Source organism: Marinobacter sp. (assembly GCF_040882185.1).
Classification (GTDB): Bacteria; Pseudomonadota; Gammaproteobacteria; order Pseudomonadales; family Oleiphilaceae; genus Marinobacter.
The window spans coordinates 53170-71047 of record NZ_JBBEBW010000003.1 but is presented as its reverse complement, the minus strand read 5'-3'; the positions used below and the strand labels follow the sequence as shown (position 1 = coordinate 71047).

General features: G+C 57.1%; 14 protein-coding genes. 8 read left to right on the top strand and 6 right to left on the bottom strand.

What is annotated here, in order from left to right; translation table 11 throughout:
- Window positions 1–14: 14 nt before the first annotated feature.
- On the bottom strand, window positions 15–1010 hold the full coding sequence (locus WEB64_RS03940) for a bile acid:sodium symporter family protein (protein WP_368061660.1): 996 nt from the start codon (window positions 1008–1010) through the stop codon (window positions 15–17).
- A gap of 104 nt (window positions 1011–1114) precedes the next feature.
- Window positions 1115–1582, bottom strand: a complete 468-nt coding sequence (locus tag WEB64_RS03935; protein WP_368061661.1) for a hypothetical protein — start codon at window positions 1580–1582, stop codon at window positions 1115–1117.
- A 161-nt stretch (window positions 1583–1743) separates the two neighbouring features.
- On the opposite strand from WEB64_RS03935, the gene WEB64_RS03930 reads away from it, so the two are divergent.
- Window positions 1744–2526 carry an ATP-binding protein gene (locus tag WEB64_RS03930; protein WP_368061662.1) on the top strand — a complete coding sequence of 261 codons (783 nt, stop codon included), beginning with the start codon at window positions 1744–1746 and terminating at the stop codon, window positions 2524–2526.
- 2 nt (window positions 2527–2528) lie between these two features.
- On the opposite strand, the gene WEB64_RS03925 is transcribed toward WEB64_RS03930, so the two are convergent.
- Both WEB64_RS03925 and pdsR read right to left on the bottom strand, forming a co-directional pair.
- Window positions 2529–4532, bottom strand: a complete 2004-nt coding sequence (locus tag WEB64_RS03925) for an ATP-binding protein (RefSeq protein WP_368061663.1) — start codon at window positions 4530–4532, stop codon at window positions 2529–2531.
- A 3-nt stretch (window positions 4533–4535) separates the two neighbouring features.
- The gene (gene pdsR / locus WEB64_RS03920; RefSeq protein ID WP_368061664.1) at window positions 4536–5237 is read right to left on the bottom strand and encodes a proteobacterial dedicated sortase system response regulator; all 702 of its coding nucleotides are present in this window, start codon (window positions 5235–5237) and stop codon (window positions 4536–4538) included.
- Between the two features lie 194 nt (window positions 5238–5431).
- Between pdsR and WEB64_RS03915 the strand changes: the two genes are divergently transcribed.
- The 4 genes from WEB64_RS03915 to WEB64_RS03900 all read left to right on the top strand — a co-directional run bounded on the left by WEB64_RS03915 (window position 5432) and on the right by WEB64_RS03900 (window position 8862).
- Window positions 5432–7576, top strand: coding sequence for a marine proteobacterial sortase target protein (locus WEB64_RS03915; protein ID WP_368061665.1), 2145 nt, complete (start codon window positions 5432–5434; stop codon window positions 7574–7576).
- A complete protein-coding gene (locus WEB64_RS03910) occupies window positions 7573–8133 on the top strand; it encodes a class GN sortase (RefSeq protein WP_368061666.1) in 561 nt (186 codons plus the stop codon). Before WEB64_RS03915 ends, WEB64_RS03910 begins: the two co-directional genes overlap by 4 nt.
- Window positions 8134–8226: 93 nt before the next feature.
- Window positions 8227–8469 carry a GlsB/YeaQ/YmgE family stress response membrane protein gene (locus tag WEB64_RS03905; protein WP_368061667.1) on the top strand — a complete coding sequence of 81 codons (243 nt, stop codon included), beginning with the start codon at window positions 8227–8229 and terminating at the stop codon, window positions 8467–8469.
- Window positions 8470–8472: 3 nt separating this feature from the next.
- On the top strand, window positions 8473–8862 hold the full coding sequence (locus WEB64_RS03900; protein ID WP_368061668.1) for an MAPEG family protein: 390 nt from the start codon (window positions 8473–8475) through the stop codon (window positions 8860–8862).
- A gap of 117 nt (window positions 8863–8979) precedes the next feature.
- Here WEB64_RS03900 and WEB64_RS03895 read toward each other — a convergent pair whose 3' ends face one another.
- Window positions 8980–9429: an OmpA family protein gene (locus tag WEB64_RS03895; protein ID WP_368061669.1), complete on the bottom strand. Its 450-nt coding sequence runs from the start codon at window positions 9427–9429 to the stop codon at window positions 8980–8982.
- A 400-nt stretch (window positions 9430–9829) separates the two neighbouring features.
- Here WEB64_RS03895 and WEB64_RS03890 point away from each other — a divergent pair, with 400 nt between their 5' ends.
- Window positions 9830–11278, top strand: a complete 1449-nt coding sequence (locus WEB64_RS03890) for a rhomboid family intramembrane serine protease (protein WP_368061670.1) — start codon at window positions 9830–9832, stop codon at window positions 11276–11278.
- 89 nt (window positions 11279–11367) lie between these two features.
- Here the strand turns inward: WEB64_RS03890 and WEB64_RS03885 are convergent, their stop codons facing one another.
- Entirely contained in the window at window positions 11368–12837 is a 1470-nt protein-coding gene (locus WEB64_RS03885; protein WP_368061671.1) for a hypothetical protein, read from the bottom strand.
- Between the two features lie 306 nt (window positions 12838–13143).
- Between WEB64_RS03885 and WEB64_RS03880 the strand changes: the two genes are divergently transcribed.
- Window positions 13144–14928, top strand: coding sequence for an ABC transporter ATP-binding protein (locus WEB64_RS03880; protein WP_368061731.1), 1785 nt, complete (start codon window positions 13144–13146; stop codon window positions 14926–14928).
- 186 nt (window positions 14929–15114) lie between these two features.
- Window positions 15115–17877, top strand: coding sequence for an aconitate hydratase AcnA (acnA, locus tag WEB64_RS03875; protein ID WP_368061672.1), 2763 nt, complete (start codon window positions 15115–15117; stop codon window positions 17875–17877).
- The last annotated feature ends 1 nt before the right edge of the window (window position 17878 follow it).

Genomic DNA, 17878 nt, shown 5'->3' with positions numbered 1-17878 from the left:
GGCATCAGGTCGTACTAGTGGGCTTCCTGAACTGCCTCATCGCCTGGCAGTTCACGACGGGCGTAGTTCTGGGCCATGACGGCACATACCATCAGCTGGATCTGGTGAAAAACCATCAGCGGCAGAATCGCCGGCCCTACGGCCCCACCCGCAAATAGCACCTGGGCCATCGGTACACCGGTGGCCATGCTCTTTTTGGAGCCGCAAAACACGATGGTGATCTCGTCTTCCTTGTTGAAGCCCAATATCCGCGCGAGCCATGTGGTGAGCACCAGCATGATTGCCAGCAGCACACAGCACACCACCGTCAGAATCAGCAGCGACATAGGCGGCACTGCCTGCCAGAGACCGGCAATGACTGAGGAACTGAACGCGGTGTAAACCACCAGCAGGATAGAGCCCTGGTCAACGTTTTTCAGCCAGTGCTTATTGCGATCCACCCAGAAACCGATCCAGGGTCGCATTAGATGTCCGGCTAAGAAGGGTAGCAGCAGCTGTACGCTGATCTTGAGGATCGCTTCGAGTGTACCGGCGGTGCCTGCGTCTGCATCCAGTAGGATTTTCACCAGAATCGGCGTGATGAAAATGCCCAAAAGGCTGGACGCCGAAGCGCTGCATACGGCGGCGGGAATGTTGCCCCGGGCCAGAGAGGTAAAGGCAATGGCGGATTGCACGGTGCCCGGCAGGGCGGCCAGATACAACACACCGACCCAAAGGGCGTCACCCAGCAATGGCCGCAGCACAGGTTGAAAGATCAGGGCTACGATCGGGAACAGAATAAACGTGCAACCGAACACCAGCAGGTGCAACCGCCAATGGGTCGCACCCGCGATGATCGCCTGGCGAGACAGTTTGGCGCCGTGCATGAAGAACAGCAGCGCAATCGCTAAACTGGTCAACCAGCCGAAGAATGTGGCGCCCGCACCGTGGGCAGGCAGAACGGTGGCGGTAATGATCACAACGATCATGACCAGCGTAAAGTTATCAAACAGCAAACGAAGACGAGACATGGCTGCTACCGAAATTGCACTAATTTAGCGCGCAGCTTAATCTGTTTTGGTTTTATCGGCCAATGCTTTAATGCTGTAAAGAAGTACCATCATAACCCGAGCCGTTAACGCCACTTATCGAGACAGCCGCCGCGCAGATGGTAGCGCCCGGTCTCTTCGCCTTTGCGAAGGTACACCCACCACTGGCCATCGTGGTGGTCCGGTGGGCCCAGAATGTATCGGACCTGTTTTTCCGTCATGCCTTCGCGGACCTGCTGTTTTACCCGTAAATGGCGCAGCTCCGTGGACTGGATATAGCCACCAGAGCAGCCGCTGGCGGCTTGCGAAGGCTGCCGGGCAGGTGCCTGCCAGAATTCCACGTCGGTGCCGGTATCGAGCTGGCCGCCGGTTAACGTCGGGTTAACGGTGACCGTTTCGGCATTGGCGCCGCAGGGGCGGTCCGAGAACACGGTTTGGTGGGCTTGCTGGCAGCGATAGATGTCGGCGCTGGCCGGGTTTAAAAGTAGAGTTGAGAGTAGATATAAGAGCAGAGCGCACACGATAAGCGTGAGGCTCGGAAGAAGTTGTCGCATCCTGCGTCTCCGGTATATCCCATTCCATGGGAGTCATTGAGTTTTCTGGTCTTAAAGTGTATCAGACCTGCACTCATCAGACCACGAGGTGGGGCCGTAACGTAAGGCGGCCAGATAACGTTAAGATAGTCACACTAATGAACGCCAGAGGTTTAGCAGTTATGCCAGTAGATAATCCGGTTGATTGGTCCCACACCCGTGCGGCGGTCTGGCGTCGCCATCGCCAGGGCCTCAGGGCGATTGCCAGGCTGGACCCGGTGCAGTGGCACCAGCTTCAGGGGATTGAGCGCCAACAGGCCGCACTCGCCACCAATACCGAGCGTTTCCTGCAGGGTCTGCCCGCCAACAACGCCTTGTTGTGGGGCGCTCGGGGTACCGGCAAATCTTCTCTGATCAAGGCATTGTTAAACCGTTATGGACGTGACGGTCTGCGGGTGATTGAAGTCGACAAGGATGATCTGGTGGATTTGCCGGAGATCGTGGATGACCTGTGCGAATTGCCGTACCGGTTTGTCATTTATTGCGATGATCTGTCCTTCGAGGCTGGCGAGTCGGCCTACAAGGCTCTGAAAAGTGTTCTGGAAGGCTCACTGGAATTGCCCCCGGAAAATGTCCGGGTTTACGCCACCTCCAACCGACGCCATCTGATGCCGGAGTTTATGGCGGATAACCTCAAGAGTGAGGTCCGAAACGGCGAACTGCACCCAGCCGAGGCCATAGAAGAACAGGTATCGCTGGCGGATCGTTTTGGTTTGCAGCTGTCATTCTATCCGTTTGGCCAGGAGGTTTATCTGCAGGCTGTGGATGCCTTGTTTCCAGAGGTCGTCAACCGGCAGGCGCTGCATCAAGAAGCCATTCGTTTTGCGCTCGGGCGCGGGGTTCGTAATGGCCGTACAGCCCAGCAGTTCTATCGTCAGTTCTCGGACCGTCGCTTCGACGACTGATTTTACGATCGTCCGTTTTCGGGCAGTGTTACCCGGAAACGGACACCGCCACTGGCCGTGTCGTTGAAAGCCTGAACCGCGCCGCCATGATATTCCGCAATCAGCCTTACGATGAGCAGACCCTGCCCCAAATGGCCCTGATCCGTGCCGTCCCGAATCGAGACAAACGGGCTGAAAATTTCACCGGCCAGATCGGTAGGGAGGGAAGAGCCCTCGTTAAAAACGCTCAGTTCAAGGCCGCCGCCCTGGTGTTTCAGTTCAACCTCAATTCTGCCCTGATGGGGCGTGAAGTCCCGGGCGTTGTCCACCAGCTTGTCGAGCAGTTGCACCAGCAATTCCGGTGAGCCGTTCAGAGTGCAGCCGTTAGCGGGGCCGACATAGCGAATCCGGTGTTGGGGGGAGAGTTCCTGATAAGCCTCCGCAGCCTGGGCGGCCACAATGGCGAGATCGAAGACTTCTTTTTCGGCCTGGTCGAAGCTTTGTTCCAGCCGTGCGGCCTCACTCATACCCTGCAATATCTGGCTTAGACGGTCGGTGGCCTGGTGGGCCCGGTGGATGTAGATCGCCTGTTGTTCCGGCCGGGTATCATGGGACAGGTTTTCTAACGAAGAGCGTACCACTGCCACCGGGGTCTTGAGCTCGTGGGAGAGTCGGCGGGCGAAACTTTCAAGATAGCGGGTATAGCCTTGCAGATTATCGACCATCAGGCTGAACTGGCGAGACAAATCACCCAGTTCATCCCGCGCTTTGCTGGGCGGCATGGCCGCAATAATTCGGCCATCATCATCGACACTGGCACGAACCGCCCGCTGCAGCCGGGCTATTCGCCAGGATAACCAACTGGCGTAGCCAAGCAGCACCAGCATCAAGCCGAGGATCAGCAGGGTGCTTCGGGTAATCACGGAACCCAGAGTATTGCCGGACAGCGCCAGAATCTGCTCCAGGGACTGCTCCAGCATCAGTACGTGGCCAGCGGGCAGGTCGTGGGCGACCATGAGTTGGGCGTCCGCTTCACCGTGACGGACAATGGCCTGCTCCCCCAGTTGCCCGGGCGTTATCCGGGCTTCGGTTTCGGGCAGTTGCAGGGGTAAGGGCTGAAAATAGCGCACCAGGGCCCGCAAACCATTCAGACTGATCTGCTCAACGATTTCCAGCGGGCTCATGGCTTCAAAGTCGGTCTGAACCTTGGTCGCCGGAATATGACTGTCTGCCAATATCCAGCCTTCAGGCGTCAGGATACGAACATGCTGGCCTGGCACCAATGAAGCTGCCAGGTTCTCCTCAAGGCGTGGGAGCCTGGTAACGAGTCTCAACATCCTGGGGTTAATGGCCGGGCCGGCGACAGGCCGGGTTGTTCCGGGTTCTACCCCGGCGCCTTCGGGCACTGGCCGGTGAACGGCAAAACTGAACAGGCTGTTTTCTTCCAGTCGTGGCAGTTGCAACTCAAGCTGATAGCCCCGCCCCGTCGCCTGCCACACACCCGTTATCCGATAATCCGCTGCGGGCTCCCGGCCTGGTCGCCAGCCCACCACGGGCCCTGGGGCAGGGGTTCTGATGTGGCGTTCATGCAGACCTTCACCGCTTTGCCAATACATCCGCAAGTGCTCGAAAGGCCGGTTGGGCTGGCCTGGATCAAAATAAACCGGTGACTCCACCTGCACCCGAATCAGCAGATACAACGAGCTGCCATGGACGGCAGCTTGCCATTGGATCGGCTCATTGGTTGTCTCGGTCGGGGTGTCGGTGTCGTCATAGCCGGGCCAGTCGTCGCCGTAACCGTCGATGTTAAGTGCCCTGCTGAGCGTGGTGGCGTACAGCGTCTCCCGGCTGTCCATGACCGGCAGTTGGTTTGCCAAGGCAAGCGCCATGCGACTGGCCTGGGCGTTTAGCTGGCTGGTGGATTGCTCACGCAAGGCTGTATCCAGTTCCAGCACAAACTGCAAACCTGCCCAGGGAATCAGCAGCATCAGTAAACTGGCGACGAAAAGCTGGCGTTTGAGACTCAAAAATCAGGCCTCATGGGCGTTCCAGCGATAGCCAAAACCGTAGGCGGTCTGGATGCCGTCGAAGCCACTGTCGCACTGCTGGAACTTGCGACGTATGCGTTTTATATGGGAGGTCACGGTGTTGTCGTCCAGCACGGTACTGGCGGCTTCCATCAGTTGGGTACGGCTTTTGACATGGCCCGGGTGATGGACCAGCGCATGGAGCATCCAGAACTCAGTCACCGTCAGGTCGATCGGTTTGCGGTCCCATTCTGCGGTCATGCGGTCGACATTCAGGTTCAGGCGCCCCCGCTCCAGCTCTTCATCGGGCTGCTGGCGTGATTCGGTCCAGGCGTCGGCTCGACGAAACAGCGCGGTGATGCGGGCGAACAGGTGGTCCAGGCTCATGTCTTTGGTGACGTAGTCATCGGCGCCCAGCCTGAGTCCGAGCACGGAATCGGCGTCGCTATCCCGGGCGGTCAAGAAGATCATCGGCAGGGTCGGGGAGAGCTGGCGCAAGTCCCGGCAGAGGTCAAAGCCACCGTCCATTTCATCTCCCAGCCCCACGTCGATAATCGCCAGATCCGGCAGGCTATTACGTAGCGCCTGAAAGGCACTCTTGCGGTCGCCATAAACGGATACCCGGTAACCCCGCCGTTCGAAAGCATCGCGGTAGTTCTCACGAATGGCGGGTTCGTCCTCTATCAATGCAATGTGACGCTTCATAGTAAGTCCCGGGTCTGGTCCTGAATCTGCTGGCCATTTAACCATGGAAACCGGCCAGCACAAGTATGGCAGGCGGTTTTGCCACAATTGATCATAGTTTGCCTTCGCCTGGCCAGATTCCGCCACGGCATCGCCGTTTCGATGAGTTGAAATTGACGCCATAACCGACTCATCGAGAATAAGGAATCTAGCCGATGCAATCCAACGCGCAGTCTCCCGGCCTGAGTGATCACCCCTTTGCAATCCGCTCTTCTGTCTCTGCACGTCAAGCCAGACGTATAGCGGTAGTTGAAGGTATCAGTCTGTGGTTAGCGGTACTGTTGTTTTTTGCTATACAACCGGTGGTTGCCGACGCCAGCGAGCGTGGAGAACGCAGGGAAGAGGGCGCTGGTGCTTTCCATTTTATTGATCAGCAAACCGGTGGCAAACAACCGGCTACGTTGTTGCGAACCGGCTACACAGTAGAAGTCGGAGGGCTGATCGCGGACACCCGCCTGGTGCAGTCCTTTGAAAACAGCAGCCAGCAGTGGCAGGAGGGCGTCTATGTATTCCCGTTACCGGAGCAAGCCAGCGTTTACAGCCTGAAAATGACCGCTGGGGAGCGGGTAATCATTGGGAAAATCCAGCCCCGGGACGAGGCCAGGCGACAGTACGAGCAGGCGAAACAGGAGGGCCGTCAGGCGGCCAAGATCGAGCAGCAGCGGCCCAACCTGTTTACCACCCGGCTCGCCAATATACCGCCGGGAGAGACGGTATCGATTGAACTGCGTTATCAGCAGGCGGTGCGTTATCAGTCCGGCGAATTCGAATTGCGCCTGCCCACCACGCTGACACCCCGCTATATCCCCGGTGAAGTGATAGCAGAAACGGTTGGGCTGACGGGTTGGCAAGGCGGCTGGGCGGTGCCTACCAATGCAGTGCCGGATGCAGATGCCATCAGCCCGTTCACGGTACTGCCCCAGGATATTGACTCCACCAGCCATGTTGCCCACGTGGAATTGACATTGAATGCGGGCCTGCCTATCGGTGCGGTGACCAGCCCTTCCCATGGGTTACACAATACCTGGGATGGCAACACCGTCGTGGTGGTTCCGAAGGCAGGCGCAATCCTGATGGACCGTGATCTGGTGGTGCGTTGGGCACCGGTACGTGGCCAGGCGCCTTTAGCGGCGGTCTTCCATGAAACCTGGCAGGGTGAGGACTATCTTATGACCATGCTGGTGCCGGGTCTTGAGAACACGGAACAATTGCCTCGTGAACTGGTTTTTGTGGTCGACACTTCCGGCTCCATGGCGGGGGAGTCGATCCGACAGGCCCGGGCTTCCCTGCTCAGAGGTCTTGATACCCTGGCGGTGGATGACCGCTTTAACGTTATTCAGTTCAATAGCCAGACCACGTCCCTGTACGGCGAGGCCAGGCCCGCAAGCACCGCCAATCTGAGTCAGGCCCGGCGCTATGTACGTGGCCTCAAGGCCGATGGCGGCACCGAGATGGCGGGAGCGCTGGCAGTAGCGCTGGCGGAACAACGACCCGAGCAGGACCATCGTATCCGGCAAGTAGTTTTTATCACCGACGGGGCGGTCGGTAACGAGGCTGAGCTGTTCCGGTACATTCAGGACCACCTGGGGCAAAGCCGTCTGTTCACCGTGGGTATCGGCTCGGCCCCGAACATGCATTTCATGCGGGAAGCGGCCCGGTTCGGTCGGGGCACCTACACGTCGATCAGTGATCTGACCGCCATGGAGCAGCCGCTGGCCGAACTGTTCGGTAAAATGCAGTCCCCGGTTCTGACAGATATTGTGACTGACTGGACTGCTGACACTGATGCTGAGGTTTTGCCGTCACGACCCGGGGATCTGTTCCAGGGCGAGCCGATGGTTCAGGTTGTCCGGGGGCAATCTCCGAGCGGCGACCTCAGTGTGTCAGGCCGTTTGCCGGATAGCAGCGCCTGGCAGCAGCGACTGCCGTTAACTGAAACGGCGCCCGCCAAGGGCCTGCATCGGCACTGGGCTCGGGCAAAGATCAACCAGTTGATGGATCAGAGCCTTTCCGGCTATATCAACGAAGAGAATAAAAGCAGAGTCATTCAACTGGCACTCAAACATCAACTGGTGACCCGATATACCAGCTTCATTGCGGTTGACAAATCACCAGTGCGGCCTGCAGATATGCCGGTGGCAACGGATCATGTGCCAACCCTGCTGCCCGCCGGTAGTGAGCAGGCAATGCTGCGCTATCCGCAGACTGCAACGCCCGCTGCCTTACTGATGGCACTGGGCCTGATCGGTCTGCTGCCCTGCATTGCACTTATGATGTTGCGTCGGAGGGTGTTCGAATGAACCGGATACTGCTGACCCTTTCCATTACCTTCGGCATTGTCTTCACGCTCGGGCTCTGGATTCCCTTCAAGGCGATGGTGGCCCAGGAACTCCTGACGCTGGCCTGGGCCGAAAGTCAGGCTCGACAGACTGCGAAAAAACCCTGGCCCTGGGCAGATACCTGGCCGGTGGCGCGATTGCAGTTGGGAGAGTCGGCCCAACCGCTGATCGTGCTGGCTGGCGCTCACAGTGAAAGCCTCGCCTTTGGCCCTGGCCATGTAACCGGTTCCGCCGAGCCGGGCATGGCTGGCCCGGTCGTGATTGCGGGCCACCGGGATACCCATTTCGGGGCGCTGCAGGATATGAGAGTCGATAGCACAATCCGGTTGCAGAGCCGCCAGGGAACGTGGATTGATTACCGCGTTACCCGGCTGAGAATCGTCGATAGCCGTCAGGAAGCCATGAATCTCGTCGATATGGCAGATAACAGCTTGCTGCTGGTCACCTGCTATCCTTTTAACGGTATCGACAATCAAGGTCCGCTCCGGTATCTGGTAGAAGCCCGCCGAATATCTTGAAGCGCCTCTAAAAACAGGGCAGTCTCTACCCGTTATCATATCCAGCACGCCTTGATCCGCCGGCGTGCTCAAACCTGCACGGAGAAGCAAGTAATGAATATTATTCTGTTCCTGATCATCGGTGGTATTGCTGGTTGGCTTGCAGGCCTGATCATGAAGGGCCGTGGTTTTGGCGTACTGGCGAACATCGGTATTGGTATTGTGGGCTCCATTATCGGCGGCTTTGTATTTCGATTGCTTGGTCTTGCGGCTCAGGGCGCTGTCGGTGAATTGGTTACGGCAACGGCGGGCGCGGTGTTGTTGCTCTTCATTGTCAGTGCCATCAAGAAGGGTTAATCAATGATTATTCCTTTAACGGCAGTCTACGCCAGTATTACCGGCTTTCTGATGTTATTCCTGGCTTATCGGGTGTCCACCTTTCGGCTGAAGTACAAGAAAGGTATGGGCTTTACGGAAGACCGGGATTTTGAATCTGCCGTTCGCTCCCACGGTAACTTGACTGAATACGCACCGATCACGTTGATTCTGCTTGGGGTCGGTGAGCTTAATGGCGTGGACACGCAGTGGGTGTACCTGACCGGTCTGGCGTTTATCGCGGGTCGCCTGCTGCACGCCTGGGGCATGCACAAAGGCCGTGGCGGCCCCCACCCAACCCGGCTGGTGGGCATTTTGCTGAACTGGCTGGCGATTCTGGTGATGGCCGTGCTGGTGTTGGTCAATGCCCTGTAGGCGCTGATTACCCGGACAAGTTAGCTAAAAAAGGCCACGTTTCAGTGGCCTTTTTTATTACGGATGTCGGCGGCTTGGTAGCAGCGGTTTCAACCGCGACAAGTCCGTTGCAGGGCCCTATTGCGCCTTCGCCATGTGGCCGGTGTGGTATTCCAGCTCCAGGCGACGGTTGGCGGCGTGGTCTTCCGGTTTGGTCAGCGGTTTGCTGCTGCCCCATCCGGTGGTGCGAATCTGGGCATCGTTTACGCCTTCAGCCTTTAACAGCTTGGCAGCAGCGCTGGCCCGCAACTTGGCCAGAAAGGTGTTGTAGTCGTTAGCGCCAAACTGGTCGGTGTGAGCGTGGATATGCACCGTCACTTCCGGGTGGGCGCGGAGGTAGGCGGCGTGTTCACGCAGAATGTCCTGATCCTCATCATTCAGGTTGTGCTTGTCGAAGCTGTAGTGGAACCGGGTCCGGTGTGGACGATGTGGTGTGTCATCCCCGTTGTTCACCGGCATTATGATGCCAGCTTCCAGTGCGGCGGATTGTGCGATCAGTTCCGGGTCATCCAGTACCAGTACGGTCATGTCGGTGTCCTTTTTCGAGGTTTTCAGGCTGTCTTTTTGTTTGGCTGAACTATTGTCACTTACGGGTTCAGCCACAATTGGCGATTGGTCGATAGTCGCCACTTCAGCAGGTTCTGACGAAAGGGTTTTTGTGCCGGAGGTTGTCGTGGGCTGAGTGGCGTTCTGCGGCTGTTCCGAAGTGCTTGAACACCCAGCTAACGTGACCACTAGTGCGCTGCTGCACACTGTAAGCCAAAATGGCTGCAGGCATTGAATACTATTTCTATGACGGGGGTATGACATCTTGGAATCTCCTGATCCAGGTGTTGATGTATCAGGATCTATTTGAACGCGAAAATAAGGCCATGCTGTGGTAAAAAGCAGACGAGATCCGACCAATTATGATGAATTGTGACCACCGATGCTGATTGTCCCTGTTGAGAACACCATAAACTGGAAGCGCCCGCCCTGGATCACCCTTGGATTAATGTTGACTTGCCTGCTGGTGTTCGTTTTCTATCAGGGTTCGGACCCCCGGCTGATGACCACGGCCCTGGAGCGTTATCTGGCTTCCGACCTGCTCGAACTGGAAGCACCGGTTTACGAGCAATATCTTCAGCGGAAGATCAACCTTGGGGGCGAATCCGGTCGCCTTGAGGAGTTGGAGGCCTTCCAGCAATCGGCAGTCGAAGAAAACCGGCTCTGGATGGCTGTCAGCCTGCTGTCGGATCGTGAGTTTTACAGTTATATGCAGGCCAGTCAGTCGTTAATCTGGGCCTCCCGGGAACAGCAGCTCTGGCAGGCGCAACGGCCGCCAATCCAGGAAGAGCTGATTGAGCAGCTCAGTGCCAACAAAGTGGGGCTGACTCCTGATGAATTGAGCCTTGCTAAACTGATCACCTATCAGTTTTTGCATGGTGGCTGGGGACACTTGCTGGGCAACCTGGTCTTTCTTTTTCTGCTGGGTTTTACTGTCGAAAAAGCCATGGGGCCGGGTCGGTATCTGTTAGCGTATCTGCTTTGTGGGGCGCTGTCGGGGCTGGTATACACGGCCTTCTCGGTAGGCAGTAAAGTACCTTTGGTCGGTGCTTCGGGTTCGATTTCCGGCCTCATGGGCATGTACGTGGCTATTTACGGGTTCCGGCGAATCCGGTTCTTCTATTTTTTCGGCGTCTATTTTAACTACTTCCGGGCGCCTGCCCTGGCCTTGTTGCCGGTGTGGTTGGGCAAGGAACTCTACGATTACTGGTTCGCCGGTGCCACTGGTATTGCCTACATGGCCCACGCGGGAGGTTTGTTAGCCGGAGCCGGGTTAGTACTGATTCTGGGGAAGAGCTGGTTCCAGGTTAAAGAGACCTTTTTCGAGCCGGAAGACGACGAACAGGACGAGCATTTTACTAGCAGTTACGCTCAGGCGATGGGGAGTCTGGGGCGGATGGAGTTTGGGCTGGCGGAAGAGCAGTTTGAGGCGCTGCGCCAGAGTTATCCGGACCGGCCCATAATCCTCGAGCATTTGTATCAGCTCGCCAAACTTCGGCCGGACCTGCCGCCATACCGGGAGCGGGCCCGGGAGCTGATGTCGCTGGCAATCAGCAGCCGACAGCCGGAACGCATGGTTGGCGTGTGGCAGGAGTACCTTTCAAAAGGTGGCGCCTATGAGCCGTTGTCGGCGGAGGATCATAACCGGGTATTGTTCGCCTGTTTGCGAAATGACGACCTGAAAACCGCAGAAAGCGCGTTTGATCGGCTACGGGAGAGCGGAGATGACACCCTCGCCAGTGAAGCCTGTCGGTTGCTCGCGGACGAATTTGATAAGCGCCAGATGTTGCACAAAGCTCGCCATTACCGGCAGTTGCTTCAGGTTGAATGAGTAATAGCGGCAAACTGATCGCGGTTGAAACCGCTCCTACCAGGCGGTACACGGTCGAACCAGGTAGCCTCAATATACAAGGAGTGACTTCAGTCGCGAATGACGTCAACTCCCCCGCTAAAACTGGCCCTGGGGCCTTTCAAAGGTTCGTGTTTTTCTGCCTGGGCGAGGTAGGTGTCCATTTGCACTTGCAGTGGATGCTGAGTGCATTTCTTCTTTATGAACTTCAGAAACGCGATGGCCTTGTCCCACTGCTGAAGTCCGTTAGCCAGCGTCTGAGCTACCAGGAGATAGGCAGGAGCCAGATGTTCACTGTTCGGGAATCGTTTGTGAAAATCCTGCAGTAACTTCAGAACCGCCTTGTATTCGCCGTGACGGTAGAGCGCTCCGGCGCAACGCACAGCCAGTTCAGGGTTCTCAAGGCGAAAACCGGGCTCCGCTTTCTCAAGAACTACCAGTAACTCGGTTAAGCCGGTGGCGTCGTTATGGTTGGCCAGCCATTCCAGTAATCGCGGGTGATACCGGTAAAACTCAGTGCTGTCGTTGCGTGCTTTCAACAGTAAATAAAGTTGCCCGATGCGATGAGCGTTACCGGGGTCGTTGTTCAGCACTTCCCGGAGCATTGAAAACACCCGGTCGTAATTGCCGTCCTTCAGATTCATGTCAATGTCTGCATCAAAGCGCAGGCTACGATCACGCGGATGGTCATGCTCCGGCATGCCGTCGCTTTGCAGATCGCTGGCAAACCCAAGCTCCTCCTGATACTGAAAAAGCAGATACCCCAGCATGTGGAACAGGATCAGCGTAAAGGTACTGTTCAGGAAGCCCGCCAAGGGTTGCGCAATCTGCGGTGCGAAATGATTAACCGCAAACTCTTGGGCCGCACCGGAAGCCAGGGTTAACAGGATCAGGTAGCCGTAAAGTAGGAAATAAGGCCAGCCGATTCTTGAAATCAACACGGCCAGGTTCATTGGATTCACCGCCGCGCCGACGGAATGCTCCATCGCCAGCACCATAATACTGGCCGGCAGCGCCAGGATGACAAAGGCCAGCACCAGCATGGCAAGCAAGGGTCCGCCTATCAGAGCACCACTGAACACTACACCGCCCATCAGGATAAACACCAGCAGCTGCAGGAAAACGATGTTGAAGCCGCCGCCGCTGAAGGCCGTCGCCAAGGGCGGCGGCGTCATGTGACCGTCGGCAGTATGGCGAATTACCGCGTAGGTGTATTTGAATAATGCCACCAACAATAAGAGCGTGACGATCAGGCCGACAATATTGGCGCTCAGCAACATCGGCACCAAGGTACAAATGGCGATAACGATGAGCGGGTCCATGTGGAACGGGTAGCGGAAAAATGCCGACAACCTGTTCCAGAAAGGGACTACCGCAGTCGCAGCCCCCAGGTATCGCATGGAGCGCCCACATTGCGGGCACAGGCCATGCCGCTTGCGAGTATCTGCATCAGGCATGCACCCGGTACAGTAGTGGGTCAGGCATTCGCCACAGTGCCATTTGGCAGGTTCGCCGGGGTGATAATGACAGTCGTTTTTCACAGTGTCGCCAGGACCAGGTGGGTAAAAATAAACAAGCGGCAATGATCGCAGATGAAATGATGTGGGACCAGTGACGGCGCCGCAAATCTGCTATTGGCCGCCAGCCGAGCCTTATCTGAGCCCAGTCACAGACATTGAGTTACCATAGGTGCTGAGCGAACCGGGCACTTTGCCCGTATCTTCTCGCTTGAGGTTTTTCGAATCCCAGATCTCGAACAGAAACCGGGTAATGGCGGCCGTGCAGGAGGAGTATTGGAGTCAACAGATAGAGCGGGCAAGTTACCGCCAGTAGCCGGGGTCCCCGGGGTGGAAACCCGGGGTTATAGCTGGCGAACCATCGCAGTCCTGGCCCTCAAACACCGGCCGAGGTTGGTGCGGGCCAACATACTCGCCATTCTGGCGACCCTCGTCAGTGTGCCTATTCCCCTGCTATTGCCGGTGCTGGTGGACGAAGTCCTGCTCGACGAGGCTGGTCCGGTGTTACCGGTGATGCAGTCGATCTTACCCGCAACCTGGCATGAGCCGGTGGTCTACATAGGTTTGATGGTGATAGCAGCGTTCCTCATGCGGCTGGCCGCGTTGGGCTTCAACGTCATGCAGTCCCTTCAATTTTCGATGATTTCCAAGGACGTAGTGTTTCGTATCCGCTCCCGGTTGCTTGGACGCTTGCAGCGGGTAGCCATGTCCGAGTACGAAACTCTGGGCTCTGGGGCTGTCAGCAGCCATTTCATCACCGATCTCGACACCATTGACCAGTTCCTTGGCAACACCATCAGCCGGTTTCTGGTGGCCAGCCTGACCGTACTCGGCACCGCCATTGTGTTGCTCTGGGTGCATTGGCAGTTGGCGCTGCTGATTCTGCTGTTCAACCCGCTGGTGATTTTCGTCACCACTTTGATTGGCAAACAGGTCAAGGAGCTCAAGCGCAAGGAGAACAGTGCTTATGAAGCTTTCCAGAGTGCGCTGAGCGAGACCCTGGATGCCATTCACCAACTGCGGGCCGCTAACCGGGAGGGGCATTATCTGCAGCATCTGATTGGCCGGGCACGGAACGTAAGGGACCACGCGGTGCAATTTGAATGGCGCAGCGATGCCGCCACTCGGGCGAGTTTCTCTTTGTTCCAGTTTGGCGTCGACGCTTTCCGGGCGGCTGCCATGGTGGCGGTGTTGATGAGTGATCTTAGCATCGGGATGATGTTTGCGGTATTTGGTTATCTCTGGTTCATGCTGACCCCGGTCCAGGAAATGCTCAACATGCAGTATGCATTTTACGCAGCCAATGCCGCACTGGCGCGAATCAACCGATTACTGGCGCTCAAACAGGAGCCCCGTTACCCGGCCATGGAAAATCCGTTTCGGGATCACCATACCGTCAGCGTCACCTTGAGGGACATCCATTTCCGGTACAGTGAAGATGAAGACATCCTGCGGGGTATCAACCTGCACATAGAACCGGGGGAAAAAGTCGCCGTGGTCGGTGCCAGTGGTGGTGGTAAATCGACTCTGGTGCAGGTGCTCCTAGGTATGTACACCCCGGATCGGGGCGACATTCTGATTGCCGGCGTGCCGGTACAGCGCATCGGCTTGCCGTGCTTGCGGGAGCATATCGCCACCGTTCTGCAACATCCGGCATTGTTCAACGACACGCTACGTCAGAACCTCACCCTTGGCCGGGAGGTGTCCGAGGCCAGCATGTGGGAAGCATTGCAAATTGCGCAGCTGGACCAGACGGTGGCTGCGATGCCTGATGGCCTGGATACCATGGTTGGCCGGCAGGGTGTGAGACTGTCCGGGGGGCAACGCCAGCGTCTAGCCATTGCCCGAATGGTGCTTTCGGACCCCTCGGTAGTGATCCTGGATGAGGCCACATCGGCGTTGGATGCGGAGACGGAATTCCAGCTTCATAAGGCGATGGAGGCATTTCTGGAAAAACGGACCACCCTGATTATTGCTCACCGACTCAGCGCCGTTAAACGGGCCGACAGGGCGGTGGTGTTTGAGGATGGCCGTATTATCGAAGAGGGCCATCACGATGAATTACTGGCCAAGGCAGGGCTTTATGCCCAGCTCTACGGGGACCGTCAAAGCTAGTCTCCCGCCTGGCTCATTCATGCAATCAATAAAGAACATTCATCGAGCAACGGTTGAAGTCCTGTGAATAGGTGCGATAGTTAAGACAGGCTTCACATCAGGGAACCTCTCAACCCGTCTGTCTCCATTACTGGCATCCGGCAATGCCCTGAGATTCCCATGAATCACATGACACAGGAGGCGAATATGCCTAATGACACGCTCAGCAACGATAGCTACAAGACGCTGAAAACCCTGGATGTAAACGGCAAGACCTTCCATTACTACAGTCTGCCGGAGTCCGCAAAGCACCTGGGTAACATTGACAAGCTGCCGTTTTCCCTCAAGGTCCTGCTGGAAAACCTGCTACGCAATGAAGATGGTACTACCGTTGATGAGTCTCATCTGAAAGCGATGGAGCAGTGGCTGGAAAAACGGCACTCCGATACCGAGATTCAGTACCGTCCGGCCCGGGTGCTGATGCAGGATTTCACCGGGGTGCCGGGTGTGGTGGATCTGGCTGCGATGCGGAATGCCATGAAGGAAGCTGGCAAAGACCCGGCCCTGATCAAGCCTTTGACAGCGGTGGATCTGGTGATTGACCACTCGGTCATGGTGGATCATTTTGGCGATGCGTCAGCGTTCAGGGACAACGTCGTAATTGAGATGGAGCGTAACCAGGAGCGGTACGAATTTCTCCGTTGGGGCCAGCAGGCTTTTGACAACTTCCGTGTAGTCCCGCCGGGCACGGGTATCTGCCACCAGGTCAATCTGGAGTACCTGGGCCAGACGGTCTGGACCAAGGAGCAGCAAGGTAAGACCTTTGCGTTCCCGGACACTCTGGTAGGCACCGATTCTCACACCACCATGATCAACGGCCTGGGCATTCTTGGCTGGGGTGTCGGGGGTATAGAAGCGGAAGCCGCGATGCTGGGGCAGCCGGTCTCGATGCTGATCCCGGAAGTCGTGGGTTTCAAGATTAGCGGCAAACTCCGTGAAGGCATTACCGCCACCGACCTGGTGCTTACCGTCACCGAAATGTTGCGCAAGAAGGGCGTGGTCGGCAAATTCGTCGAATTTTACGGTGACGGCCTGAAAGATATGCCGGTAGCCGACCGGGCAACCATCGCCAATATGGCACCGGAATACGGGGCCACTTGTGGCTTCTTCCCGGTTGACGAGCAGACCCTCAGTTACCTGCGTCTGACGGGTCGGAAGGATGAGCAGATTGCCTTGGTCGAAGCTTATGCCAAGGCTCAGGGCCTGTGGCGGGAGCCTGGTCAGGAGCCCTCCTATACTGAGACGCTGTCGTTGGATATGGGCGAGGTGGAGGCCAGCCTGGCGGGTCCCAAGCGCCCCCAGGACCGGGTGGCACTCAAGAACATGAAATCTACCTTCGAGCTGTTGATGAGTCAGACGGACCAGCAGCCAAATCCTGAGCGGGACGCCAATATGGTGGCAGAAGGCGGCCAGGCGGCAGTGGGTATATCGGAAAGCTATGAGCACCACACGAGCCAGGATATTGAACTGGAGGGCAACAAGCTGCGCCTGAATCCCGGCGCTGTGGTTATCGCGGCGATCACCTCCTGTACCAATACCTCCAACCCCAGCGTCATGATGGCCGCCGGTCTGGTGGCCCGCAAGGCGTTGGAGAAAGGGCTCGATGTCAAACCATGGGTGAAGACTTCGCTGGCGCCGGGCTCGAAAGTGGTGACGGAATATCTCAAGGCCGGTGGCTTCCAGGAGGATCTGGATAAACTGGGCTTCAACCTCGTAGGCTACGGCTGCACCACCTGTATCGGTAACTCCGGGCCTTTGGCCGACCCGATCGAGAAAGCCATTAACGAGGGCGATCTGGCCGTTGCGTCGGTGTTGTCCGGTAACCGGAATTTTGAGGGCCGCGTACATCCACTGGTCAAGACCAACTGGTTGGCGTCGCCTCCGCTGGTGGTGGCCTACGCGCTGGCGGGTAATGTGCGTCTTGATCTGAGCAACGAACCCTTGGGTGAGGGCAAGGATGGCAAGCCGGTCTATCTCAAGGATATCTGGCCTTCTCAGCAGGAAATCGCAGAGGCGGTTGAAAAAGTCAAAACTGATATGTTCCGCACCGAATATGCCGCGGTGTTTGACGGTGATGAAACTTGGCAAGCGATTAAGGTGCCCGAGAGCAAAGTGTACGAATGGTCCAAGACCTCCACTTATATCCAGCATCCACCGTTCTTTGAAGGTATGGGAGCCGAGCCTGAGCCAGTAGAGGACGTCAAGGATGCGCACATTCTGGCTATGCTGGGTGATTCCGTGACCACAGACCACATTTCACCAGCAGGTTCGATCAAAGCCGACAGCCCAGCGGGCAAGTATCTGCAGGAGCACGGGGTCGAGCCGAAGGACTTCAACTCCTACGGCTCACGCCGGGGCAACCACGAAGTGATGATGCGTGGCACTTTCGCCAACGTGCGTATCCGGAACGAAATGCTGGATGGCGTGGAGGGTGGTTTTACCAAATTCGTGCCTACCGGCGAGCAGATGGCAATTTATGACGCCGCCATGAAGTATCAGGAACAGGGCACACCGCTGGTGATTATTGCGGGCAAGGAATACGGCACCGGCTCCAGCCGCGACTGGGCTGCCAAGGGCACCCGTCTTTTAGGCGTGAGAGCAGTGGTAGCCGAGTCCTACGAGCGGATTCACCGCTCCAACCTGATCGGTATGGGTGTGATGCCGCTGCAATTCCCGGAAGGTACGGACCGCAAGAGCCTGAAGCTGAACGGAGAGCAAACCGTCAGCATCGAAGGACTTTCCGGCGAGATCAAACCGGGCCAGACCCTGACCATGACAGTGAAATACAAAGACGGCTCCACTGAAAGCTGTGAGCTGAAATCTCGCATCGACACGGCTAACGAGGCGGTCTACTTCAAGCATGGCGGTATCCTGCACTATGTAGTGAGGGAAATGATCCGGACGGCCTGAG

Bases quoted from the DNA above. Each gene is read 5' to 3' on its own strand.
- WEB64_RS03930 (WP_368061662.1), top strand. From the start codon at position 1,744: ATGCCAGTAGATAATCCGGTTGATTGGTCCCACACCCGTGCGGCGGTC.
- pdsR (WP_368061664.1), bottom strand. From the start codon at position 5,237: ATGAAGCGTCACATTGCATTGATAGAGGACGAACCCGCCATTCGTGAG.
- WEB64_RS03915 (WP_368061665.1), top strand. From the start codon at position 5,432: ATGCAATCCAACGCGCAGTCTCCCGGCCTGAGTGATCACCCCTTTGCA.
- WEB64_RS03940 (WP_368061660.1), bottom strand. From the start codon at position 1,010: ATGTCTCGTCTTCGTTTGCTGTTTGATAACTTTACGCTGGTCATGATC.
- WEB64_RS03905 (WP_368061667.1), top strand. From the start codon at position 8,227: ATGAATATTATTCTGTTCCTGATCATCGGTGGTATTGCTGGTTGGCTT.
- WEB64_RS03895 (WP_368061669.1), bottom strand. From the start codon at position 9,429: ATGACCGTACTGGTACTGGATGACCCGGAACTGATCGCACAATCCGCC.
- acnA (WP_368061672.1), top strand. From the start codon at position 15,115: ATGCCTAATGACACGCTCAGCAACGATAGCTACAAGACGCTGAAAACC.
- WEB64_RS03890 (WP_368061670.1), top strand. From the start codon at position 9,830: ATGCTGATTGTCCCTGTTGAGAACACCATAAACTGGAAGCGCCCGCCC.
- WEB64_RS03910 (WP_368061666.1), top strand. From the start codon at position 7,573: ATGAACCGGATACTGCTGACCCTTTCCATTACCTTCGGCATTGTCTTC.
- WEB64_RS03900 (WP_368061668.1), top strand. From the start codon at position 8,473: ATGATTATTCCTTTAACGGCAGTCTACGCCAGTATTACCGGCTTTCTG.
- WEB64_RS03935 (WP_368061661.1), bottom strand. From the start codon at position 1,582: ATGCGACAACTTCTTCCGAGCCTCACGCTTATCGTGTGCGCTCTGCTC.